22 protein-coding genes are annotated in these 21,384 nt (G+C 62.6%); 10 read left to right on the forward strand and 12 right to left on the reverse strand.

Going from position 1 to position 21,384, the window contains the following annotated elements:
- The first annotated feature begins 77 nt into the window (after positions 1 to 77).
- Together F8197_RS18250 and F8197_RS18255 are read left to right on the forward strand one after the other, a co-directional pair.
- Entirely contained in the window at positions 78 to 569 is a 492-nt protein-coding gene (locus tag F8197_RS18250; protein ID WP_019923390.1) for a hypothetical protein, read from the forward strand.
- Complete coding sequence (locus F8197_RS18255; RefSeq protein ID WP_152883104.1) at positions 550 to 855, forward strand: hypothetical protein; 306 nt, start codon at positions 550 to 552, stop codon at positions 853 to 855. The genes F8197_RS18250 and F8197_RS18255 overlap by 20 nt, the downstream gene beginning before the upstream one ends.
- On the opposite strand, the gene F8197_RS18260 is transcribed toward F8197_RS18255, so the two are convergent.
- From F8197_RS18260 to F8197_RS18275, 4 genes are all read right to left on the reverse strand, one after another.
- Positions 852 to 1,295 carry a gamma-butyrobetaine hydroxylase-like domain-containing protein gene (locus F8197_RS18260; RefSeq protein ID WP_019923392.1) on the reverse strand — a complete coding sequence of 148 codons (444 nt, stop codon included), beginning with the start codon at positions 1,293 to 1,295 and terminating at the stop codon, positions 852 to 854. The two genes, F8197_RS18255 and F8197_RS18260, sit on opposite strands and share 4 nt — an antisense overlap.
- On the reverse strand, positions 1,292 to 1,726 hold the full coding sequence (locus F8197_RS18265) for an HIT family protein (protein ID WP_152883105.1): 435 nt from the start codon (positions 1,724 to 1,726) through the stop codon (positions 1,292 to 1,294). The genes F8197_RS18260 and F8197_RS18265 overlap by 4 nt, the downstream gene beginning before the upstream one ends.
- The gene (locus tag F8197_RS18270; RefSeq protein WP_152883106.1) at positions 1,726 to 5,742 is read right to left on the reverse strand and encodes an FAD/FMN-binding oxidoreductase; all 4,017 of its coding nucleotides are present in this window, start codon (positions 5,740 to 5,742) and stop codon (positions 1,726 to 1,728) included. The genes F8197_RS18265 and F8197_RS18270 overlap by 1 nt, the downstream gene beginning before the upstream one ends.
- A gap of 223 nt (positions 5,743 to 5,965) precedes the next feature.
- A complete protein-coding gene (locus F8197_RS18275) occupies positions 5,966 to 6,457 on the reverse strand; it encodes a YqaA family protein (RefSeq protein WP_019923395.1) in 492 nt (163 codons plus the stop codon).
- A 189-nt stretch (positions 6,458 to 6,646) separates the two neighbouring features.
- Here F8197_RS18275 and ilvA point away from each other — a divergent pair, with 189 nt between their 5' ends.
- The 7 genes from ilvA to F8197_RS18310 all read left to right on the forward strand — a co-directional run bounded on the left by ilvA (position 6,647) and on the right by F8197_RS18310 (position 12,314).
- Positions 6,647 to 8,182, forward strand: a complete 1,536-nt coding sequence (gene ilvA, locus F8197_RS18280; protein WP_019923396.1) for a threonine ammonia-lyase, biosynthetic — start codon at positions 6,647 to 6,649, stop codon at positions 8,180 to 8,182.
- Positions 8,183 to 8,358: 176 nt separating this feature from the next.
- Positions 8,359 to 9,192: an NADPH-dependent 7-cyano-7-deazaguanine reductase QueF gene (queF, locus tag F8197_RS18285; protein WP_152883600.1), complete on the forward strand. Its 834-nt coding sequence runs from the start codon at positions 8,359 to 8,361 to the stop codon at positions 9,190 to 9,192.
- Between the two features lie 196 nt (positions 9,193 to 9,388).
- The gene (locus F8197_RS18290) at positions 9,389 to 9,871 is read left to right on the forward strand and encodes a PTS sugar transporter subunit IIA (RefSeq protein WP_056146873.1); all 483 of its coding nucleotides are present in this window, start codon (positions 9,389 to 9,391) and stop codon (positions 9,869 to 9,871) included.
- Between the two features lie 62 nt (positions 9,872 to 9,933).
- The gene (gene hprK, locus F8197_RS18295) at positions 9,934 to 10,869 is read left to right on the forward strand and encodes an HPr(Ser) kinase/phosphatase (protein ID WP_040378044.1); all 936 of its coding nucleotides are present in this window, start codon (positions 9,934 to 9,936) and stop codon (positions 10,867 to 10,869) included.
- A gap of 3 nt (positions 10,870 to 10,872) precedes the next feature.
- Entirely contained in the window at positions 10,873 to 11,733 is an 861-nt protein-coding gene (gene rapZ, locus F8197_RS18300; RefSeq protein WP_019923400.1) for an RNase adapter RapZ, read from the forward strand.
- 136 nt (positions 11,734 to 11,869) lie between these two features.
- On the forward strand, positions 11,870 to 12,100 hold the full coding sequence (locus F8197_RS18305; protein WP_373996907.1) for a type II toxin-antitoxin system RelE/ParE family toxin: 231 nt from the start codon (positions 11,870 to 11,872) through the stop codon (positions 12,098 to 12,100).
- The gene (locus F8197_RS18310; RefSeq protein ID WP_152883107.1) at positions 12,093 to 12,314 is read left to right on the forward strand and encodes a hypothetical protein; all 222 of its coding nucleotides are present in this window, start codon (positions 12,093 to 12,095) and stop codon (positions 12,312 to 12,314) included. Before F8197_RS18305 ends, F8197_RS18310 begins: the two co-directional genes overlap by 8 nt.
- Here F8197_RS18310 and F8197_RS18315 read toward each other — a convergent pair.
- The 8 genes from F8197_RS18315 to F8197_RS18350 all read right to left on the reverse strand — a co-directional run bounded on the left by F8197_RS18315 (position 12,244) and on the right by F8197_RS18350 (position 19,240).
- Positions 12,244 to 13,338 carry an enoyl-CoA hydratase/isomerase family protein gene (locus F8197_RS18315; protein ID WP_152883108.1) on the reverse strand — a complete coding sequence of 365 codons (1,095 nt, stop codon included), beginning with the start codon at positions 13,336 to 13,338 and terminating at the stop codon, positions 12,244 to 12,246. The two genes, F8197_RS18310 and F8197_RS18315, sit on opposite strands and share 71 nt — an antisense overlap.
- Positions 13,335 to 14,297, reverse strand: coding sequence for an alginate lyase family protein (locus tag F8197_RS18320; RefSeq protein ID WP_152883109.1), 963 nt, complete (start codon positions 14,295 to 14,297; stop codon positions 13,335 to 13,337). Before F8197_RS18320 ends, F8197_RS18315 begins: the two co-directional genes overlap by 4 nt.
- 62 nt (positions 14,298 to 14,359) lie before the next feature.
- Entirely contained in the window at positions 14,360 to 14,719 is a 360-nt protein-coding gene (gene hpf, locus F8197_RS18325; RefSeq protein ID WP_019923404.1) for a ribosome hibernation-promoting factor, HPF/YfiA family, read from the reverse strand.
- A 75-nt stretch (positions 14,720 to 14,794) separates the two neighbouring features.
- The gene (locus F8197_RS18330; RefSeq protein WP_056146865.1) at positions 14,795 to 16,270 is read right to left on the reverse strand and encodes an RNA polymerase factor sigma-54; all 1,476 of its coding nucleotides are present in this window, start codon (positions 16,268 to 16,270) and stop codon (positions 14,795 to 14,797) included.
- Between the two features lie 3 nt (positions 16,271 to 16,273).
- A complete protein-coding gene (gene lptB / locus F8197_RS18335) occupies positions 16,274 to 17,026 on the reverse strand; it encodes an LPS export ABC transporter ATP-binding protein (protein ID WP_152883110.1) in 753 nt (250 codons plus the stop codon).
- 1 nt (position 17,027) lies between these two features.
- Positions 17,028 to 17,630 carry a lipopolysaccharide transport periplasmic protein LptA gene (gene lptA, locus F8197_RS18340; protein WP_056146862.1) on the reverse strand — a complete coding sequence of 201 codons (603 nt, stop codon included), beginning with the start codon at positions 17,628 to 17,630 and terminating at the stop codon, positions 17,028 to 17,030.
- A gap of 9 nt (positions 17,631 to 17,639) precedes the next feature.
- A complete protein-coding gene (lptC, locus tag F8197_RS18345; protein WP_026637565.1) occupies positions 17,640 to 18,242 on the reverse strand; it encodes an LPS export ABC transporter periplasmic protein LptC in 603 nt (200 codons plus the stop codon).
- Positions 18,242 to 19,240 carry an SIS domain-containing protein gene (locus F8197_RS18350; protein WP_152883111.1) on the reverse strand — a complete coding sequence of 333 codons (999 nt, stop codon included), beginning with the start codon at positions 19,238 to 19,240 and terminating at the stop codon, positions 18,242 to 18,244. Before F8197_RS18350 ends, lptC begins: the two co-directional genes overlap by 1 nt.
- A 126-nt stretch (positions 19,241 to 19,366) precedes the next feature.
- On the opposite strand from F8197_RS18350, the gene F8197_RS18355 reads away from it, so the two are divergent.
- Positions 19,367 to 21,349, forward strand: a complete 1,983-nt coding sequence (locus F8197_RS18355; RefSeq protein ID WP_152883112.1) for a monovalent cation:proton antiporter family protein — start codon at positions 19,367 to 19,369, stop codon at positions 21,347 to 21,349.
- Positions 21,350 to 21,384 lie beyond the last annotated feature (35 nt).

The raw sequence follows: 21,384 nt of genomic DNA on the forward strand, positions 1-21,384 counted from the left end.
CGAAACTACCTGATGAGTTCGATGCTACGCTGGTCAATGCCGCCGGTTGCGCGGCATGCCAGAGCGAGGGCGACTCCATGCTCCAAAAGGTCTACATCGACACGTCAGTGATCCGCTTCCTGACCGCTCCGTTAAGCCGTGATCCGTTCGTGCGCGGATGCCAGAAACTCACGCGGCAATGGTGGGCCCGCCGCGACCCCTTGATGACGTACATCTCCGACGCGGTGCTCGACGAGATCAAGGCCGGCGATCCCAAGCGGATCGCCGCGCGGATGGCCATCGCGGAAAAGCTCATCTATTTTCGCCCCGATCCGGAGGTGCCGATCTTCGCTGAACTTTTGATATTGGGCGGCGGTCTAAACGCCACGGCCAGAATCCCGGCGCAACATATTGCCAGCGCGGCGTTTCACGACATGGATGTCCTGTTGTCGTGGAACTGTGTCGACATCATCAATGCACGCAACTGTGCGGTGCTGCGCAAGCTGATGATGTTGAAAGACCTCGAACTGCCGGAGCTGGTCACACCGTTCGCGCTGATGGAGAACAGTTATGAAGATCTACAATATTGAGATGCCGCCCGACTTTACTTTTCCCGACCTCGACAGCGACACCAGGGCAGCAATCGATGCCTTGCACGCCGCCATGCTGCGCGACAAGGCGGAGGCCGACGCACTGGTCGAGCGGCGGCGCGCCGAAGGCTATGTCATCCCCACCCACGAGGAAACCATCGGCCGCATGCGCTGCGACAACCGGCCGCTGCGCCCGCCCGCCCTGAATGTCGCCGCGCTGCGCGAATTACCTCCACGCATGCAAGCGATCTTCGCCTATCTATACCGGCACGATATTACCTATTAACTTTTGCAACCGCAGCTACCGCTCCCGCAACCACCACCCTGCTTGGCAGCCGACGGTCCGGTCAGCGAGATACCACTGTCGCGGCCGCTGTCGCCATCGAAGCCGGACGCGTGCAGGCGATCCATATAGGTGGCCCACAACGCCTCTTTCTCGTTGCCGAGCTTGTACAGGTAATCCCAGGTGAAGATGCCGGTGTTGTGACCGTCCGAAAAGGTCGGCTGTACTGCGTAGTTGCCCACCGGCTCCACGCCAGCGATGCCCACTTCGCGCTTGCCGGTTTGCAGCACTTCCTGGCCGGGGCCGTGGCCCATCACCTCGGCCGACGGCGAGTACACGCGCAGCAGTTCGAACGGAATCGAGAATTTGGCGCCGTCGTCAAACGCGATGTCGAGTACCTTCGACAGGTTGTGAACGGTCAGTTCGGTGGGGTTCCTGGTCATGATGATGCTTTCAGATTTTCAATAATCGCCGCGTGCAGGGCCGGCAACAAGGCGCGCCGCGCCGCCAGCACCTCGGGCGTGGACGCGCGTGCTGCCGGCGCCCAGGTGGGGTTCGGGAAATGCGCGTCGTCGCGGTAGCGCGGGATCACGTGCCAATGCACGTGCGGCGTCATATTACCAAAGCTGGCCAGGTTGATCTTTTCCGGCCCCATGATGGCGCGCTGGGCCGCTTCCACCGCCCACACCACGTCCATCACGCGGGTGCGTTCGAGCGGTGCCAGGTCGGTCATTTCCTTGACGTGGGCGTTCCACACCACGCGCGTAAAGCCCGGGTATTCGGTCTCATCGACGGCCACCACCGACAGCTGGTGATCGGCCCAGACCAGGGCCGCGCCTGGCGCCTCAAGCAACTTGCACAGGTCGCAGGCCATTACACCAGCACCCGTTCGATGCCGCCGTCGTTGGCGCGCTTGACGTAATCAGGCATCCAGTTCTCGCCCAGCAGGTGCTTGGCGATCTCGACCACGATGTAGTCGGCCGTGGTGCCGGCGTCGTCGCTGTAGCGCGATACGCCACCGAGGCACGACGGGCAGGAGGTCAAAATCTTGACTTCGCCATCGAAACCGTCGGCGCGCAGCTTCTCGGCGCCCTTGATCATTTCCTCTTCCTTGCGGAAGCGCACTTGCGTGGAAATGTCGGGACGCGACACCTGCAAGGTGCCCGAGTCGCCACAGCAACGGTCGTTCTTCTCGATCTTGACGTTATCGACCGTGGTGATCAGCGCGTTGATGGTCTTGCCCGACTCTTGCAGCTTCATCGGGTTGTGGCATGGCTCGTGGTACATATAACGGGTGCCGTTGACGCCTTCGAGTTTCACTTTCTTTTCCAGCAGGTATTCATGGATGTCCATGATGCGGCAGCCGGGGAAGATCTTGTCGAACTCGTAGGTGGCCAGCTGGTCGTAGCAGGTGCCGCACGAGACCAGCACGGTCTTGATGTCGAGGTAATTGAGCGTGTTGGCCATGCGGTGGAACAGCACGCGATTGTCCGTCATCATCTTCTCGGCCTTGTCGAACTCGCCGTTGCCGCGTTGCGGATAGCCGCAGCACAGGTAGCCCGGCGGCAAAACCGTCTGCACGCCCACTTCCCACAACATCGCCTGCGTGGCCAGGCCCACCTGCGAGAACAGGCGCTCCGAACCGCAGCCAGGGAAATAGAACACCGCTTCCGTATCGGCATTGGTGGTCTTGGGGTTGCGGATGATCGGGATGACCTTGTCATCTTCGATATCGAGCAACGCCCGCGCCGATTTCTTCGGCAGGTTGCCCGGCATCTTTTTATTGATGAAGTGGATCACCTGCTCGCGCACTTTCGGCTTGCCCACGGTCGGTGGCGGCGCCTTGGTCTGCTTCTTGGCAAATTTCTTCAGCACGTCGTGACCCAGGCGCTGGGCCTTGAAGCCCCAGTTCGACATCACCTGGCGCGTGGCGTTGATGGTGGTCGGATCGCTGGCGTTGAGGAAGAACATCGTCGCGGCCAGGGCCGGCTTGAAGCTCTTCTTCTCCATCTTGCGCAGCAGGTTGCGCATATTCATCGACACGTCGCCGAAGTCGATATTGACCGGGCATGGCGTCACGCACTTGTGACAGACGGTGCAATGGTCGGCCACGTCCTCGAACTCTTCCCAGTGCTTGATCGAGATGCCGCGCCGGGTTTGCTCTTCGTACAGGAACGCTTCGATCAGCGACGACGTCGCCAGGATCTTGTCGCGCGGCGAGTACAGCAGGTTCGCACGCGGCACGTGGGTCGAGCACACCGGTTTGCACTTGCCGCAGCGCAGGCAGTCCTTGACGCTGTTGGCGATCGCGCCGATATCGCTTTGCTGCATGATCAGCGATTCGTGGCCCATCAGGCCGAACGATGGGGTGTACGCGTTGGACAGGTCCGCTTCCATGCCGGGCAGGTTCAGCAGCTTGCCCTTGTTGAAGCGGCCTTCGGGATCGACGCGCATCTTGTAGTCACGGAACGGGCCGATTTCTTCTTCGGTCAGGAACTCGAGCTTGGTGATGCCGATGCCGTGTTCGCCCGAGATCACGCCGTTGAGCGAACGGGCCAGGACCATGATGCGCGCCACGGCCTGGTGCGCCAGTTGCAGCATCTCGTAGTGGTCGGAGTTGACCGGCAAGTTGGTGTGGACGTTGCCGTCGCCGGCGTGCATGTGCAGCGCCACGAACACGCGGCCGCGCAGCACGCGCTTGTGGATCGCGGTCGCTTCGTCGAGGATCAGCTTGTAGGCGGCGCCGTTGAAGATCTGGCGCAGCTGGGCGCGGATTTCCTGCTTCCACGTTACGCGGATGGTGCGGTCCTGCACGATGTCGAACAGGGTGGCGTCCGGCTGGGTTTTCAGGCGTTCTTCGAACACCGGCAGCAGGCGCTCCATGCCGTGGGTGGCCAGCGCATCGGTGATGCCGGCCAGTGGCAGGTCAAGATTGGCCAGCAGGTAGGTCCAGCGCGCGTGCACCTGCGTGAGCAAGGCGTCGGTTTGCTCGGCGCGGTCACCGAGCATTTCGGCGTCGCCCACCGCATCTTCGGCATCGTCGCTCTTGCCGATCGGCAGGTTACCGGCGGCAAAGAAGGTCTGCAGTTCATCGACCAGTTGCAGCTTGTTCTTGATCGACAATTCGATGTTGATGCGCTCGATGCCGTCGGTGTACTCGCCCATGCGGTTAAGCGGAATCACCACGTCTTCGTTGATCTTGAAGGCGTTGGTGTGCTTGGCAATCGCGGCCGTACGGGCGCGGTCGAGCCAGAATTTCTTGCGCGCTTCCGGGCTGACTGCAACAAAACCTTCACCGACGCGGGTATTGGCCAGGCGCACGACTTCCGAAGCGGCAATCGCCACCGCGTTTTCATCGTCGCCGACGATGTCGCCGAACAGCGCCATTTTTGGCAGCACGCCGCGCTTGGACTTGGTGGCATAGCCAACCGCGCGCAGGTAGCGCTCGTCCAGGTGCTCGAGGCCAGCCAGGCGCAGGGTTTTGAATTGTTCGCCGGTGGCCGGCAGGCCGTCGAGGTAGTCCTTGATTTCGACGATCGACGGAATCGCATCGCGGGCCTGGCCGAAGAACTCCAGGCAGACCGTGCGCGCGAACTTCGGCATCTTGTGCAGGATCCAGCGGCCCGACGTGATCAGGCCGTCGGTACCCTCTTTCTGGATGCCGGGCAGGCCCGACAGGAACTTGTCGGTAACGTCCTTGCCCAGGCCTTCCTTGCGGAATTTACGGCCTTCAATTTCCAGGATCTCGGTCTTGAACGGCGCGCCCTTGGCTTCGCCCAGGCGGTTCGGATGGGTCCACTCGAGCTGGAAACGGGCCAGCGGCGTATCGTGGATTTTCGACAGGTTGTGGTCGAGCCGCGTGACCTCCAGCCAGTCACCGTTCGGATCGACCATGCGCCACGAGGCCAGGTTGTCGAGCGCAGTGCCCCACAGCACGGCCTTCTTGCCGCCCGCATTCATGGCGATATTGCCGCCGATGCACGACGCGTGCGCCGAGGTCGGATCGACCGCGAACACGAAGCCGGCCTTCTCGGCCGCTTCCGACACTTTATTGGTGATGACGCCGGCGCCGGTATAAATCGTGGCGTATTCCTTGTCCAGGCCCGGCAGCACCTTCATTTCCACCGCGCCCATGTTGAGCAGTTTTTCGGTGTTGATGACGGCCGACATCGGCGTCAGGGGAATTGCGCCGCCTGTGTAGCCGGTGCCGCCGCCGCGCGGGATGATGGTCAGCCCCAGCTCGATACAGCCCTTGACCAGGCCGGCCATTTCATCTTCGGTATCGGGCGTGAGCACCACGAACGGGTACTCGACGCGCCAGTCGGTGGCGTCGGTCACGTGCGAGATGCGCTTCATGCCGTCGAAGCAGACGTTGTGCTTTTCGGTGTAGCGGCCGAGCACCTTGGTGGTGCGCTTGCGCAGGTCGTACACTTGCTTGAATTCTTCGCCGAAGTCGGCCACGGCCTTGCTGGCCGCGCGCAGCAGTTTGATCACGTTGTCGCTGCGCTGGCGCGCGTGCGCATCATTCTCTGCGCCGTCGTCTTCAACGGTCAGGCGCCGTTTATCGACCTCGGCCAGACGATGGTGCAAGGCGTCGATCAGTTCCTGGCGGCGCTTGGGGTTGTCCAGCATGTCGTCCTGCAGGTACGGATTGCGCCGCACGGCCCAGATATCGCCGAGCACTTCGTACAGCATGCGCGCCGAGCGGCCGGTCTGGCGGGCGCCGCGCAGTGCATCCAGCAAACTCCACGATTCCTCGCCCAGCAGCCGGATGACGATCTCGCGATCGGAAAACGACGTGTAGTTATAAGGGATTTCGCGCAGGCGCGTGGCCTCCGGACCGTGGGGCGTTTCCGCCAGTAATGCTTGGATTTGTGCAGGGGCATTCATTGTGCGATTGGACTAGTCTACTGAACCCGGGACTGCCATTTTAGCGTATTGCGCTGCACCACGCGGGAACAGCCTTGGTTTACCAAGGGACACTCACCGCGCAATCAATCCAGGTTTTCTACGTAAAAACCGCTGTTTATTGGCAATAAAATCCAACTTTGAAAGTTAAGCAGAATTTAATTCAGCATCCAGGCTCTGCCGCAGTAGGATCGGTTGCACCGTTTTAGCCCAGCAACTGTCCAATCCGGTGCCAGAAGCCGTCCGGCACATACAACAGCAGCGTGGTCATGGTCAGATAGCGCAGGCACTTGCCCACCGCCATATAGGCCAGGCTGGGCCAGAATGGCAGCTTGAGCCAGCCGCCCAATGTGCACAGCGGATCGCCAACCACCGGCAGCCAGGCCAGCAACATGGTCTTGGCGCCGTAGCGCTCGAGCCAGTGGAACCAGCGGCTTTTGCGCTCCTTGGCGAAGGTCTGCTTGGCCTGGTAGCCCATCCAGTAATCGACCGCGCCGCCCAGGGTGTTGCCCACGGTGGCCACGGCAATCGCGCTCCAGAACAGTTCGGGATTGGCCTTGATCACCGCAAACACGGCCGGCTCCGAGCCCAGCGGCACCAGGGTGGCCGAGATAAAACTGATGATGAACACCGACGTCAGGCCCACTTCCGGCGCAGCGATCACGTTCAGCAGCCAGGCGATTGCAGATTCGATCATCGGTTTCTTTGAGGTCTGATAAGGGTGTCCATTATAATGATCCGCACACCGCACGATTGAACAGTTCGGTCCATGCCCATCCGCGCGGACCTGCGCCCCTGCTCCACCCGGTCACCCGCCGGATAGTTAGCATCGACCACTGCGGGGCTACCCACGTAGCCTCACCGCTTTTTCTCTTGTTTGCAGACCATGACTATCGACTATCTGAAGAAAGTACTGACCGCGCGCGTTTACGACGTTGCCCAGGAAACCCCGCTGGAACTGGCGCCGACCTTGTCGCAGCGCTATGACAACCGCATTTATTTCAAGCGCGAGGACATGCAGAGCGTGTTCAGCTTCAAGATTCGTGGCGCCTACAACAAGATGGCCCACCTGAGCGAAGCGCAGCGCAAGCGCGGCGTGATTTGCGCCTCGGCCGGCAACCACGCCCAGGGCGTGGCGCTGTCCGCCGCCAAGCTCGGCTGCCGGGCGCTGATCGTCATGCCCACCACCACCCCGCAAGTGAAAATCGACGCGGTCAAGGCGCGCGGCGGTTCCGACGTGGAAGTGGTGCTGCACGGCGAGTCGTACACCGACGCCTACAACCACGCCCTCACGCTCGAGAAAGAACAGAAGCTGACCTTCGTGCACCCGTTCGACGATCCGGACGTGATCGCCGGCCAGGGCACGATCGGCATGGAAATCCTGCGCCAGCACTCGGGCCCGATCCACGCGATTTTCGTTGCCATCGGCGGCGGCGGCCTGATCTCGGGCGTGGCCGCGTACGTCAAGGCGATCCGCCCCGACATCAAGATCATCGGCGTGCAGACCATGGATTCGGATGCGATGGCGCGCAGCATCAAGGCTGGCGAACGCATCACGCTGGCCGACGTGGGCCTGTTCTCGGACGGCACCGCCGTGCGCCTGGTGGGCGAGGAAACCTTCCGCCTCACGCAACAGTATGTCGATGACATCATCATCGTCGATACCGACGCCATCAGCGCCGCCATCAAGGACGTGTTTACCGACACCCGCAGCATCCTCGAACCGGCCGGCGCACTGGCCATTGCCGGCGCCAAGGCCTACGTGGAACGCGCGGCGCTGTCGAAAAATCCGGTCAAGAATGAAACCCTGATCACGATCGCCTGCGGCGCCAACATGAACTTCGACCGCCTGCGTTTTGTCGCCGAACGGGCCGAGCTGGGCGAAGCGCGCGAAGCGCTGTTTGCCGTCACCCTGCCCGAGCAGCGCGGCAGCTTCAAGCGTTTTTGCTCGCTGGTCGGCCCGCGCAATGTCACCGAGTTCAACTACCGCATCAGCGACAAGGACGAAGCGCACGTATTCGTGGGCGTGCAGATCGCCGACCGCGGCGAATCGAGCGCGCTGGCGCGCACGTTCGAAGCGAACGACTTCCGAACGCTGGACCTCACGCATGACGAGCTGGCCAAGGCCCACGTGCGCCACCTGGTGGGCGGCAAGAGCGCGCTGGCCAACAGCGAACTGCTGTACCGCTTCGAGTTCCCGGAACGCCCGGGCGCGCTGATGCGCTTCCTGAACAGCATGGCGCCAAACTGGAATATCTCGCTGTGCCACTACCGCAGCCAGGGCGGCGACGTGGGCCGCATCCTGATCGGCTTGCAGGTGCCGCCGGGCGAAATGGACCAGTTCGGCCAGTTCCTGACCACGCTCGGTTACCGCTACTGGGATGAGACGGCCAATCCGGTGTACAAGCTGTTCCTGGGCTAAGGCGCTTCCGACAGCCGGGCGAACGGCAGCGGCAGCGGCCGCGATCGGTGCCCGGACGTGGGCCTGCCCAGCCCGTCTGCGGCACTGCCGGCCGCTTGACGGGCGCCGGCAGCGCCCTAAAGGGTGCAGTACAATGTGGCGCTTACATGCCATCACTGCACGCCACCACGCTCGCCATGACCAATATCGTCGACCTGTCCCCGCTGGGAAAAACCTCCGCTTACCGCACCGATTACGCGCCGGAACTGCTGTTCCCGATCCCGCGCCAGGGCAAGCGTGACGAGCTGGGCTTGTCCGGCACACTGCCCTTTTTCGGCGTCGATATCTGGAACGCCTACGAAATCTCGTGGCTCAACAGCCGTGGCAAGCCGCAGGTGGCAATTGCCCGCATCACGGTGCCGGCCGATTCGCCCAACATCATCGAATCGAAGTCGTTCAAGCTCTACCTGAACTCGTTCAACCAGACGCGCCTGGACAGCGTCGATGCGCTGCAGGCGCTGCTGCAACAGGATTTATCGAAAGCAGTGGGCGCGTCCATCCACATCATGCTGACCCAGCCCGACGGCTTCGACAAGGTCGCCATGGGCGAGCTGGACGGCCTGCTGCTCGACCGCCTCGACATCGAGATCGACCACTACAGCCCGGCCCCTGAACTGCTCAAGGCGGCGCTGGACGAGGAACCGGTCGAGGAAAAATTCGTGTCGCACCTGCTCAAGTCGAATTGCCTGGTCACCGGGCAGCCGGACTGGGCCAGTGTGCAAATCCACTACAGCGGTCCGCAAATCGACCAGGAAAGCTTGCTCAAGTATCTGATCGGGTTCCGCGAGCACAACGAATTCCACGAGCAGTGCGTCGAGCGCATTTTTGTCGATATCCTGCGCCAGTGCGCGCCGCAGCAACTGGCCGTCTATGCCCGCTACACGCGGCGCGGTGGCCTGGACATCAACCCGTGGCGCAGCAACTTCAGCACCGGCCGCAACCCGCCCAACCTGCGCGGCGCCCGACAATAAATCATCATCACGGCAGGCAAGCCGCATCGCCTCGCTGCGATGGTAGCTTCCGCATAAATCAGGCGTATGATGACGGGTCGGCCCGAGGTTTCGGTCCATTGATTGAAATACAACTCGGACGCGAGCGATTTCATGTTACACGGCGCACAAACAAGCCTATAATTCGGGCCGTGCGCCGCAACACTATTGTCGTCATATGAACAACCTGAGCAAAATTCTCTCTCTCGAAAACGTCTTGCTGGACCTGGAAGTGTCCAGCAAAAAACGTGCTTTTGAGCAAGCTGGCCTGATTTTCGAAAACAACTGCGGCATCGCCCGCTCGACCGTGTCGGACAACCTGTTCGCTCGCGAACGGCTTGGTTCTACCGGTCTCGGCCACGGCGTGGCCGTGCCGCACGGGCGCATCAAGGGCATGAAAAGCCTGAAGTCGCCGCTGGCCGCGTTTGTCCGCCTGTCCGAGCCGATTCCGTTCGAGTCGCCCGATGGCAAGCCGGTCAACCTGTTGTTTTTCCTCTTGATCCCCGATCACGTGACCCAGCAACACCTGGAAATCCTGTCCGAGATCGCGGAAATGTTTTCCGATGATGCGTTCCGCACCGCGCTGACCGAGGATCCCGATCCGAAATCGGTGCACTCGCGCATCATCAACTGGCTGCCCAGCCTGCAAGCTGCGGGTTGATCCGCCGCCAGCAACTTGCAGTACACTAGGCTCTCCCTCTTTCGATTCGGACCACGATGCCCATGCTGCAAACCCCGCTGACGATACAACGCCTGTACGACGACAATCGCGAAAGTTTGCAGCTCGGCTGGTTTGCCGGCTTTCCCGGTGGCGAGCGCCTGATTTCCGGCGATGTCGCTTCGGCCGCCGACCAGGTGGGCCACCTGAACATGATCCACCCGGGCCGCATCCAGGTCTTCGGCCACCAGGAAATCAATTACTACCAGCGCCTGAAGTCGCTCACGCGCGCCCACCTGATCGGCGAACTGATCGGCGGCAATCCGCCGGCGCTGATCGTCGCGCAAGGGCTGGAAACGCCGCCCGACATCCTGGCCATTTGCGACGAAAAAAATATCCCGCTGTTCTCCACGCCACTGCCGGCCGCGCAGGTGATCGACTTCCTGCGCGTGTACCTGTCGAAGAAGCTGGCGCAGCGCATCATCATGCACGGCGTGTTCATGGACGTGCTGGGCGTGGGCGTGCTGATCACCGGCGACTCGGGCCTCGGCAAAAGCGAACTGGGCCTGGAGCTGATTTCGCGTTCGCACGGCCTGGTGGCCGACGATGCCGTGGAATTTTCGCGCATCGCCCCCAATATGATCGAAGGCCGCTGCCCGGCGCTGCTGCAAAACCTGCTGGAAGTACGCGGCCTGGGCCTGCTCGACATCAAGGCCATTTTTGGCGAGACCGCCGTGCGGCGCAAGATGCGCCTGAAACTGATCGTGCACCTGGTCAAGCGCGGCGGCCAGGAAGAGGAAGTCGAACGGCTGCCGTTCCAGTTCCCCACCGAAGACGTGCTGGGCCTGCCGATCCGCAAGGTCGTGATTCCCGTGGCGGCCGGCCGCAACATCGCCGTGCTGCTCGAAGCGGCCGTGCGCAACACTATTTTGCAACTACGCGGGATCGACACCCTGCAAGAGTTCATGGAGCGGCAACGCCTTGCCATGAGCGGAGACTGAGTTATGCGTATCGTCCTCATCACCGGGATTTCCGGTTCCGGCAAATCGGTGGCGCTGAATGTGCTGGAAGACCTCGGCTACTACTGCGTCGACAATCTGCCGCCCGCCCTGCTGCCGCACCTGGTCTCCACGCTGGTGGGTGAAGGCTTGCGCTCGCTGGCGGTGGCGGTCGATGCGCGCAGCGCCGAATCGCTGGCCACGTTGCCCACCGATGTGGCGCACTTGCGCGAGGAAGGCCACGACGTGCGCGTGATGTTCCTCACTGCCAATACCCACTCGCTGGTGGCGCGTTTTTCCGAAACCCGGCGCAGCCACCCGCTGTCGCACGAACTGCGCCCGGGCCAGAACCCGGCCGCGCGCCGCACCCTGATCGAATGCATCCTGGAAGAGCGCGAACGGCTGTCGGCCATCGAGCAGCTGGGCCACGTGGTCGATACGTCCGAGCTCAGCGCCAACAAGCTGCGCGCCTGGGTCAAAGACCTGGTCGAGCTCGAGCACGCGCCGCTGACCCTGTTCTTCGAATCGTTCGCCTTCAAGCTGGGCGTGCCGATGGATGCCGATTTCGTGTTCGACGTGCGGGCGCTGCCCAACCCGTATTACGACCTGTCGCTGCGCCCGCTGACCGGGCGCGATGCGCCGGTGATCGAATTCCTCGACGCCCAGCCCAGCGCGGGCGAGATGCTGGAAGACATCCGCGCCTTCGTGGAAAAATGGCTGCCGTCGTTCAAGACCGACAACCGCAGCTACCTGACCGTGGCCCTGGGCTGCACCGGCGGCCAGCACCGCTCGGTCTATATCGCCGAAAAACTGGCAGCTTACTTCCACGCCAGCGAGCGCGTGGTGATACGGCATCGCGAGCAGTAAAATTTGCGCACGATAGAGCTTGATCAAAGCCGGGGTGGTTGTCTAAACTAGCCTTGATGGATGATGCAGATCATCCAATCAGAAACATTCAACAAGTGGGCCACGGGGGCTGCGCGATCCACAAGCGCGGGCACTGGTGGCATCACGGCTGCTGCGCCTGTCGCAAGGCATGGCCAATGACATCGCCGCGCTCGGTGACAGCCTTTTCGAACTGCGCCTGCATGCGGGGCCGGGCTACCGGATCTACTTTATTCGCGAGGGAGCAACCGTGGTTGTGCTGCTCAGCGGCGGCACCAAGGGCTCCCAGGCCCGCGACATTCTCAAAGCGAAACATCTTGCTCATCAGTGGAGACACCACCATGACTGAACATTTCATCCCATTCGACCCTGCCGAACTGCTGACCAGCACCGAGGCGATCGACGCCTTCATGGCGGACGCGATCGAAACCGCCGACCCCGCGCACATTGCGGCGGCGCGCGAGGTCGTGCGGCGGGCGCGGGCGCATGCTGTCAGGCAGCGCCGTGAAAATGGCGCAGCGGATGCGCGTGGTCCGGCCACGCGGGTGCCAAAATCTGCCTGACCATGTCATCGGTCACATCGGCCAGCGCCGGTGGCGTCCAGCGCGGGGCGTGGTCCTTGTCGATCACCAGCGCGCGGATGCCTTCGATGACCTGGCCGTTTTCCAGCGTGCGGCGCACTGCGGCGCGTTCCATGCGCAGGCAGTCGGCCATGCTCATTGCCGCCCCCTGTTGCTGCAAGGCGTGCGCCACGCACATCATCAGCGGTGAGCGCGCGGCCATGAGCGCCAGCGTCGCCCTGGCAAACTCGCTGTCGTCGTGTTGCAACGAGGCGACAATGGCCGGCACCGATCCCGCACCAAAATGACGGTCGATGGCGGCGCGGTCACGTTCAAGCGAACTTGGCCCGGCAGCGGCCCTGAACGGGGCTGCAAAGGCCGCAATCGCCGCCGGCAGGCCAGCACCGACACCCGCATTCAAAACCTCTCCCAGCGCCGTTAAATCGGCCGCCGGCACGTAATGGTCGGCCAGTCCCGCATACAGCGCATCGGCTGCGCCGATGGTGGCGCCGGTGATGCCCAGGTACAGCCCCAACCGGCCCGGCAAACGGGACAGAAAATAGCTGGCACCGACGTCCGGGAACAGGCCGATATTGGTCTCCGGCATTGCCATCTTCGTGCGATCGGTGACGATGCGTGTGCGGCTGTGCGGACCGGCCTGCGCCACGCCCATGCCGCCGCCCATCACCACGCCGTCCATCACCGCGATATACGGTTTCGGGTAATGGTGGACCAGGTGGTTGAGCGCGTATTCCTCGGTGAAGAAATCCTCGACCAGCGCGCTGCCCTGCTGCGGCGTGGCGCGGCCCAGGTCGTGGAAGAAGCGGATGTCGCCGCCGGCGCAAAACGCCTTGTCGCTGCTGCTGCGCACGACCACCGCCTGCACGGCGTCGTCGTCGCGCCAGGCCAGCAAGGTGTGCGTGATGGCGCGCACCATGTCGAGTGACAGCGAGTTGAGCGCGCGCGGACGATCGAGCGTGATGACGCCGGTGCCTTGGCTGACGGTCGTTATTACGTTTTCGCTCATGGCTGTCCTGTGGATTTGTTCGACGAAGGCAAGTGTTCTAGCGGGTTGGGCAAGGTTAAATCGCCGCCCAGGCGGGCCTGGAATTTTGCAGCGGCTGCCGGCGGGTGCCCCATGTGGCGCGCATAGATCACGGCAAACGGCATATCAGTCACTGTTTCCTGCCTGAAGCCGGTGACCTGGTTCATGGTCGACGGATTGCGCGCAGCGGCCAGCGTGTATGTCACCAGCCGGTCCAGCGTCGGCGATTGCAGGTCAAGAATCGATGCCATCATGGTCAGCGGCGCGGCAGCGAACGCGTGGTAATGCAGCGCCTTGGCGCCGCGCGCCATCTCGGCTGGCAGCGCGCCGTCCGAAGCGACCTGGGCCATCGCGTTGTCGAACACGCCGTGCCCCCATGTTAATAAACGCTGGTCGTGGGTGACGGCGCCGACGGCAGTCACGGCCAGCCCTTCCCAGTAGTAATGGTTGTTGCGCTTGCCCTTGCGGGTGTCGGCGTGGACCAGCGTGGCGTCGGCCAGCGTGGACAGCCACGCTTCGATCGCTTTCTTTTGCGCGGGCGTGGCGGCTGCCTGCACGCGCGCATAGCTGAGCGCGAGGCCACCGAGCGTCCACTTGCGCACGAAATACGCCTGCTCGCTCGACATCTTGCCCAGCATGGCCTGCTGGCCGGCCCAGCTATCCAGCCAGTTCAAGGCGCAGGCGGCGTCTTGCGGCTTGCTGTTGGCCTGGTAGCGGCTGGCGTTGCGGGCGACACCAGACAAGAATTGTTCGACCGGCTCGGTGCTGGCAATGTTTTTGGCGCGCCGCGCCGGGTCGATCACGGAATGGTTGGCGTCGTTGTAGTAGCTGTTGGCGTCGATGTCGATGACGGCGGCCGGCGCCGGCTGGCAGGTAGCGGCGACGGCGGAAGCAGCGGAGGCGGAAAGGAGAACGGTATAAACCAGATAAACAATTTTCATGTAGCTCCAGAAACAAGAAAGGGCGCTCGTTCAGCGCCCTTAGTTGGTGTGTCGCGCCGTTGTTAAAGGGCGGCGGCAGCTGGTTCGAAGTTATCCGGGAGATGCTTGATCGCATCGTGGCCGTGCTGTTGGACTTTGCCTTTGTACTTCATGACCTGGCGGTCCAGCTTGTCGATCAGGGTGTCGATCGCAGCGTACAGGTCTTGCGACAGGCTTTCCACGTAGACCGTTTTACCGGACAGGCGCAGATTGATTTCAGCCTTTTGGCGCTTGGTTTTCTCTTTAAGGTTATCTACGGTCAGAATGACAGCAATATCAATCACTTGATCAAAGTGCCGTGTCACGCGTTCGAGCTTGCTCTGCACGTATTCACGAATGGCGGCGGTCACTTCGAGATGATGTCCACTGATGGTGAGATTCATACACACTCCTAAAGATAGATGTCGCTGACGGTTAGTGCGTTGCCCATTGATGCCGGGCACGCAGGAACCAGTGCACTACAAAGACTTGCGGAGACTGACTGGAGGGATTTTGAGGGCTTCGCGATATTTGGCAACAGTGCGTCGCGCAATCACCATGCCCTGTTCTCCCAGCATGTCCGCAATCTTACTGTCGGATAAAGGATTTTTAGGGTCTTCAGCTCCTGTCAGTTGCACGATCAGTGCCCGTATCGCCGTCGAACTGGCTTCACCTCCCGCTTCGGTGGCGACGTGGCTACCAAAAAAATATTTCAGCTCAAACATGCCGTGCGGAGTCAGCATGTATTTCTGAGTTGTTACCCGAGAAATGGTGCTCTCGTGTAAACCCAGTGTATCAGCAATTTCGCGAAGCACAAGGGGGCGCATGGCAACCGCGCCGTGCGAGAAAAAGTTCTTTTGTCGTTCTACTATCGCTTGTGCCACGCGCAGGATGGTGTCGAACCGCTGGCGCATATTCTTGATCAGCCACTTCGCCTCCTGCAGCTGCGCGCCCATGGCGCCCTCACCTTTGCCCTGCTTGAGCAGGTTGGCGTACATGGCGTTCACACGCAGGCGCGGCATGACGTCGTTGTTCAGGCTGACCTGCCAACCGGTGCGCGATTTTTTCACGATCACGTCCGGCACCACGTAGTCGGAGACGTCGGAGGCGAACGCCGCACCGGGGTGCGGATTGCACTGGCGGATCACGGTCTGCGCTTCGCGCAGGTCTTCGTCGTCGCACAGCAGCGCTTTTTTCAGCTTGTTGAAATCGCGCTGGGCAAACCACGTCAGGTGCTTTTCGACGATGGCCACGGCCATCCGTCGCGTCACCATCGGGATGCCGGGCAAGCGCTTGATTTGCAGCGCCAGGCACTCGGCCGCATTGCGCGCCCCCACCCCTGCAGGGTCGAAACTTTGCAGCAGCGACAACGCCGTTTGCAGCTCGTCGAGTTCCACTTCCAGTTCCTCGGGCAGGCGCGCGTGGATCTCGTCGAGCGCTTCTTCGAGGTAGCCGTTTTCGTCGAGTGCATCGATGATCAGTTCGACCAGCGCGCGGTCGCGCAGCTCGAGCACGGTCACCCGCATCTGCTCCATCAGGTGCTCGCGCAGGGTGCAGTGGTGCGCTTCGATTTGCGGACGCGCGTCTTCGTCGTCGGGCGCCTTGCTGCGGCCGGCGTCGCTCCAGTCCATGTCCGCTTCGGCGGTGGTACTTTCGGTATCGGCGGCGGGGCCGTCGTAGGCGTCGGCCTCGCCGGCGGGCGCCGCTTCCTGCGGACCCGATTCGGACGGTGCTTCGCCGGACGGCGCCTGCTGGCTGATGGCGCCGTCGGACAACAGCCGCAGAGAATGGTCGAGCGGATCGTCGAGCCGCTCGAGCAAGGGATTGTCGGTCAGGAGTTGTTCGAGTTCCTGGTGCAGCTCCAGCGTGGAAAGCTGCAGCAAGCGGATCGATTGCTGCAGTTGGGGCGTCAGCGCGAGATGCTGCGAGGTCCGCAGTTGCAACGACTGTTTCATGGATTACATTCGGAAGTGTTCACCCAGGTAGACGCGGCGCACCGACTCGTCGGCGATGATGTCGTCCGGACGGCCCGACGCCAGCACCGAGCCCTGGTTGATGATATATGCGCGGTCGCAGATGCCCAGCGTCTCGCGCACATTGTGATCGGTAATGAGGACGCCGATTTGCCGCTCCTTGAGAAAGCGCACGATGCGCTGGATCTCGATCACGGCAATCGGGTCGACCCCGGCGAATGGTTCGTCGAGCAGCACGAAGCGCGGGTTGGTGGCCAGCGCACGGGCGATCTCCACCCGGCGGCGTTCGCCGCCGGAGAGCGAGAGCGCGGGGTTGTCGCGCAGCTTCTCGATTTGCAAATCGGCCAGCAGGGTATTGAGCCGTTCAGTAATGTCAGCCTTGGATAAAGGCTTGCCGTCCACTTTTTGAATTTCGAGGACAGCGCGAATATTTTCTTCCACCGTCAGCTTGCGGAACACCGACGCTTCCTGCGGCAGGTACGACAGGCCGAGCGAGGCGCGGCGGTGGATCGGCAGTGACGAGACGTCGACGCCGCCGATATCGATGGTGCCGGCGTCGGACGGTACCAGGCCGACGATCATGTAAAACGACGTGGTCTTGCCGGCGCCGTTGGGGCCGAGCAAACCCACCACTTCGCCGCACTCTACTTGCAGCGAGACGTCGTGCACGACCTGGCGCTTGCCATAGCTTTTCTGCAGGCCGCGAACGATCAGGGTGCTACCGCAACTTGGTTCCATGTCATTTCCCCGCAGGCTGGGTGGCAGGCACCGGCTGCGCCGGCGCGATCGGCGGGCGCTTGGACGACGGCTGGATCACCATGGTGCCGCGGCCGGCGCCCGGTTTGCTCTCGCCGCTGCTGCTGTTCTTGACCGCGAACACTTCGCGGCGGCTGTCGTACGAGATGAACTCGCCATCGACCTGGCTGGTGACCTTGCCCGACTCGAGCTGCTTGATGCGGCCCTTGGAAATCAGCTTGACCAGCTCGGTCTTGTCGTCGTATTCGATGCGGTCGGCCTGGCCTTCCACCCATTTGTCGGTGTCGCCGTCAAGCTTCTGGCGAAACGTTGCCTGCACGCCGGGCGTGCCGGTGAGCACCACGAACTGGTAGCCCTCGGGATCTTGCGTGACCACCGCCTTGGGCGAGGTCATGCGGATGGTGCCGCGCGTGAGGATGACGTTGCCGGTGAAGGTCTTGATCTGCTTGACGTCGTCGGAGTCGGCCTGGTCGAACGACACTTCGATCGGCTTGTTGGAGTCGGCTTTTTCGGCGTGCGCCGGGATGGCCAGTGCTGCCAGCAGCAGTGCCGCCGACCAGAAGGTTTGCTTGGTGATTGCTCTCATAATCTTCCTTTAGCGTGCCGCATGCGGCGGCACGGTGATCTTGCCGCGTCCACCCAGTTGGGTTTGCAGCGTTGCATTGTTGGCGGTCATGCCCACGCCCGTGGCCACCGTCTTGCCCAGGTGCAGTTCGACCGGTGCGACGGTTTCCATCCGTTGTTCGTCCGGGAACACGGTGAGCGTGGACGTGGTCAGGCTCATGGCCTGGCTCTTGCCACTGGCCGGGCGCACCACGCTGACGTTGCCGTCGAGCTTGACGCGCGAGTTGTCCTGATCGACGCGGGCGGTGTCGCCGCGCACCGTCATTGGCGGATGCTCGGCCGACAAGGTGTTGATATAGGGCTTGATGATGTCGGACGCTTCTTCGGCCGGCAGGTGGGTGAGCTTGTCGCCGGAAATGATATAAGCCGGCTTGCCGTCCTTGGTCATGCGCACCACGCTGAACCGGTCGATGATGTAATCGGGCTCGTTGCGGAACTTGTCCTGCGCCGTATCCTGGTTCGATTCGTTAATCAACTGCACCATCCAGCCGGTACCGACGGCCACAAATACGCCGATCACGACCATCCAGGTGAGCGACCAGCGGTGGGCGGTTCTTTTACGTACGTTAGGCATCAGATCACCTTGGCGCGTGTGAGGTCGTGGATGTGCAGCGCACCGACCAGCCTGCCATCGGCATCGGCCACCAGCACCTGGTTGATGCGGAACTGTTCCATGATTGCGACCGCATCGACCGCCAGCTGTTCCGGCGCGATGCTGCGCGGGTTGGCGTGCATGACGTCGCGGATCAGGACCTGGGTGAAGTCCTGCACCTTGTCGATCATGCGGCGCAGGTCGCCGTCGGTAAACACGCCGATCGGCTGGTCGTCGGCATCGACCACGGCGGTCATGCCCATGCCCTTCCTGGTCATTTCCAGCAGCGCGTCGGTGAGCTTGACGTCGGCGCGCACCTTCGGTACATCGGCGCCGCTGCGCATGACGTCGCGCACGTGCGTCAGCAGGCGCCGACCCAGCGCGCCGCCCGGGTGCGACCGGGCGAAATCTTCTTCCCTGAAACCGCGCAGATCGAGCAAGGCCACTGCCAGCGCGTCGCCCAGCGCCAGCGTGACGGTGGTGGACGTGGTGGGCGCCAGGTTCATCGGGCACGCCTCCTTGGCCACCGCAACATTGAGGTGGACATCGGCGATGCTGGCCAGGCTGGAGCCCGGCTTGCCGGTAATGGCAATGACCTTGCTGCCCATGCGCTTGACCACCGGCAGGATGGTCATCAGCTCGGTACTTTCACCCGAGTACGAAATGGCAATGAAAGCGTCGTCAGCGGTGACCATGCCGAGGTCGCCGTGCGCAGCCTCGGCCGGGTGCACGAACATGGCGGGGGTGCCAGTGGAGGCGAACGTGGCCGCCATCTTGCGGGCGATGTGACCGGACTTGCCGATACCGGACACCACCACCCTACCCTTGCAATTAAACAACAGTTCAATCGCTTTGACGACGGTATCGTCGTCACCCAGGCGCAGCTCCAGCGCAGTAATGGCGGCGGCCTCGTTTTGCAACGTTTCACGGGCGAGCCGCAGCGCATGCGCCGCCATTTTTGCGTCAAAAGCTTTCAGCATTGTTTTTTCATGGGTTACACTCATACCCAAGTATAGCCGAATTAAGAAAGCAAAAAACTTGCCAGTCGAAACAATGCGCCTGTGTGGTGCGCAACCACTGAATAAAAAACTGACGGCTACGGCAACATGACGTTTTCACCGCTCGAACTGACCCTGGTCTTGTTAGGCAGCGCCGTGCTGGGCGTGGTGGCCTTCCGCATGATGCATCTGCCGCCCATGCTCGGCTACCTGGCCGTCGGCATCCTGATCGGCCCCCACGCGCTCGGCTGGGCCATGGAGAGCGAAGCTACCCACGGCCTGGCCGAGTTCGGCGTGGTATTCCTGATGTTCTCGATCGGGCTCGAATTCTCGCTGCCCAAGCTGCTGGCGATGCGCGGCATCGTGTTCGGCCTCGGGCTGGCGCAGGTGGCGTTTACCATCATCGCCACCCTGCTGTTCGGCTGGCTCATCGCCAGCCAGCTACCCGCCCATTTACAGATCAGCTGGCAAGGCGCGTTTGCGCTCGGTGGCGCGCTGGCCATGTCGTCCACCGCCATCGTGGTCAAGATGCTGACCGAGCGGCTCGAGCTCGAGAGCGAGCATGGCCGCAAGATCATCGGCATCCTGCTGTTCCAGGATCTGGCCGTGGTGCCGCTGCTGATCATGATCCCGTCGCTGGGCCAGCGTCCCGATGCGCTGGCGGAAACCCTGGCCTGGGCGGGCGTAAAGGCCGTGATCGTATTGACCTTGCTGCTGTTCGTCGGCCACCGCCTGATGCGCGGCTGGTTCACCATCGTGGTCAAGCGCCGCTCGCAGGAGCTGTTCATGCTCAACCTGCTCCTGATCACGCTGGGCGCCGCGTGGATTACCGAACAGGCCGGGCTGTCCCTGGCGCTCGGGGCGTTTGTCGCCGGCATGCTGATTTCCGAAACCGAGTACAAGCACCAGGTGGAAGAAGACATCAAGCCGTTTCGCGACGTGCTGCTGGGACTGTTCTTCATCACGGTGGGCATGCTGCTCAACGTGCGCATGGTGATCGACAACTGGTGGCTGGTGCTGATCCTGCTGATCGCGCCGGTGCTGGTGAAGTTTGCCCTGATCGCCGCGCTGGCCAAGCTGTTCGGCTCGAGCGATGGCGTGTCGATCCGCACCGGCCTGGCGCTGGCGCAGGCCGGCGAATTCGGCTTCGTGCTGCTCAACCTGGCCAGCGGCAACAAGCTGATCGATCCCTTCATCACCCAGGTCGTGCTGGCGTCGATGGTGCTGTCGATGCTGGTGGCGCCGCTGATCATCGCCAAGTCCGACCAGATCGTCATGAAGCTGGCCAGCAACGACTGGATGATGCAGTCGCTGGCGCTGACCAAGATCGCCAGCCGCACCATGTCCACCAACAAGCACGTGATCCTGGCCGGGTTCGGCCGCAGCGGCCAGAGCCTGGCCACCCTGCTGTCCGAAGAAAAAATTGACTACCACGCGCTCGACCTCGATCCCGAGCGGGTGCAGGTGGCGCAGGCGGCCGGCCTGCAAGTGTCGTACGGCGACGCCGCGCGGCGCGAAAGCCTGGTCGCGGCCGGCATCTACCGCGCCAGCGCGGTGGTGATCACCTACGCCAGCACGCCGTCGGCCTTGAAGGTGCTGCACCAGGTACATTTGCTGGCGCCGAATTTGCCGGTACTGGTGCGTTCGCACGACGACACCGACCTCGACGCCCTGAAAGCGGCCGGCGCGGCCGAAGTGGTGCCGGAACTGATGGAAGGCAGCCTGATGCTGGCCTCGCACACCTTGGTGATGCTCGGCGTGCCGCTGCGCAAGGTCGTGCACCGCGTGCAGGCCGCGCGCGAGGCCCGTTACGCGTCGCTGCGCGGCTTCTTCCACGGCTTTTCGGATGTCGGCGAAGACGCCGACCTCGACCGCCTGCACCCGGTCACCCTGGCCGACAACACGCCCAGTGTGGGCAAGCAGCTGGGCCAGTGCCTGCTGGCCGACAGCGGCGCCGTGGTTGCCAGCCTGCGTCGCGGCAAGCAGGTCATCGACTTCGGTCCCGAGACCGTGCTGGCAGCCGGCGACGTGGTCGTGCTGCGCGGCGCGGCCGATGCCGTGGCGCGCGCCGAGAATTTGCTGCTGCGCTGATCCGGCGCGGCAGTTGCACCAACTTAGCAAGGCAG

Origin of the sequence: Duganella sp. FT27W (assembly GCF_009295655.1) — a bacterium.
Classification (GTDB): domain Bacteria; phylum Pseudomonadota; class Gammaproteobacteria; order Burkholderiales; family Burkholderiaceae_D; genus Rugamonas; species Rugamonas zoogloeoides.

Bases quoted from the DNA above. Each gene is read 5' to 3' on its own strand.
- F8197_RS18275 (WP_019923395.1), bottom strand. From the start codon at position 6,457: ATGATCGAATCTGCAATCGCCTGGCTGCTGAACGTGATCGCTGCGCCG.
- F8197_RS18320 (WP_152883109.1), bottom strand. From the start codon at position 14,297: ATGAAAATTGTTTATCTGGTTTATACCGTTCTCCTTTCCGCCTCCGCT.
- F8197_RS18265 (WP_152883105.1), bottom strand. From the start codon at position 1,726: ATGGCCTGCGACCTGTGCAAGTTGCTTGAGGCGCCAGGCGCGGCCCTG.
- ilvA (WP_019923396.1), top strand. From the start codon at position 6,647: ATGACTATCGACTATCTGAAGAAAGTACTGACCGCGCGCGTTTACGAC.
- F8197_RS18270 (WP_152883106.1), bottom strand. From the start codon at position 5,742: ATGAATGCCCCTGCACAAATCCAAGCATTACTGGCGGAAACGCCCCAC.
- F8197_RS18310 (WP_152883107.1), top strand. From the start codon at position 12,093: ATGACTGAACATTTCATCCCATTCGACCCTGCCGAACTGCTGACCAGC.
- lptC (WP_026637565.1), bottom strand. From the start codon at position 18,242: ATGCCTAACGTACGTAAAAGAACCGCCCACCGCTGGTCGCTCACCTGG.
- F8197_RS18350 (WP_152883111.1), bottom strand. From the start codon at position 19,240: ATGCTGAAAGCTTTTGACGCAAAAATGGCGGCGCATGCGCTGCGGCTC.
- F8197_RS18290 (WP_056146873.1), top strand. From the start codon at position 9,389: ATGAACAACCTGAGCAAAATTCTCTCTCTCGAAAACGTCTTGCTGGAC.
- hprK (WP_040378044.1), top strand. From the start codon at position 9,934: ATGCTGCAAACCCCGCTGACGATACAACGCCTGTACGACGACAATCGC.
- lptA (WP_056146862.1), bottom strand. From the start codon at position 17,630: ATGAGAGCAATCACCAAGCAAACCTTCTGGTCGGCGGCACTGCTGCTG.
- lptB (WP_152883110.1), bottom strand. From the start codon at position 17,026: ATGGAACCAAGTTGCGGTAGCACCCTGATCGTTCGCGGCCTGCAGAAA.
- hpf (WP_019923404.1), bottom strand. From the start codon at position 14,719: ATGAATCTCACCATCAGTGGACATCATCTCGAAGTGACCGCCGCCATT.
- F8197_RS18330 (WP_056146865.1), bottom strand. From the start codon at position 16,270: ATGAAACAGTCGTTGCAACTGCGGACCTCGCAGCATCTCGCGCTGACG.
- F8197_RS18250 (WP_019923390.1), top strand. From the start codon at position 78: ATGCTCCAAAAGGTCTACATCGACACGTCAGTGATCCGCTTCCTGACC.
- rapZ (WP_019923400.1), top strand. From the start codon at position 10,873: ATGCGTATCGTCCTCATCACCGGGATTTCCGGTTCCGGCAAATCGGTG.
- F8197_RS18255 (WP_152883104.1), top strand. From the start codon at position 550: ATGAAGATCTACAATATTGAGATGCCGCCCGACTTTACTTTTCCCGAC.
- F8197_RS18355 (WP_152883112.1), top strand. From the start codon at position 19,367: ATGACGTTTTCACCGCTCGAACTGACCCTGGTCTTGTTAGGCAGCGCC.
- queF (WP_152883600.1), top strand. From the start codon at position 8,359: ATGACCAATATCGTCGACCTGTCCCCGCTGGGAAAAACCTCCGCTTAC.
- F8197_RS18260 (WP_019923392.1), bottom strand. From the start codon at position 1,295: ATGACCAGGAACCCCACCGAACTGACCGTTCACAACCTGTCGAAGGTA.
- F8197_RS18315 (WP_152883108.1), bottom strand. From the start codon at position 13,338: ATGAGCGAAAACGTAATAACGACCGTCAGCCAAGGCACCGGCGTCATC.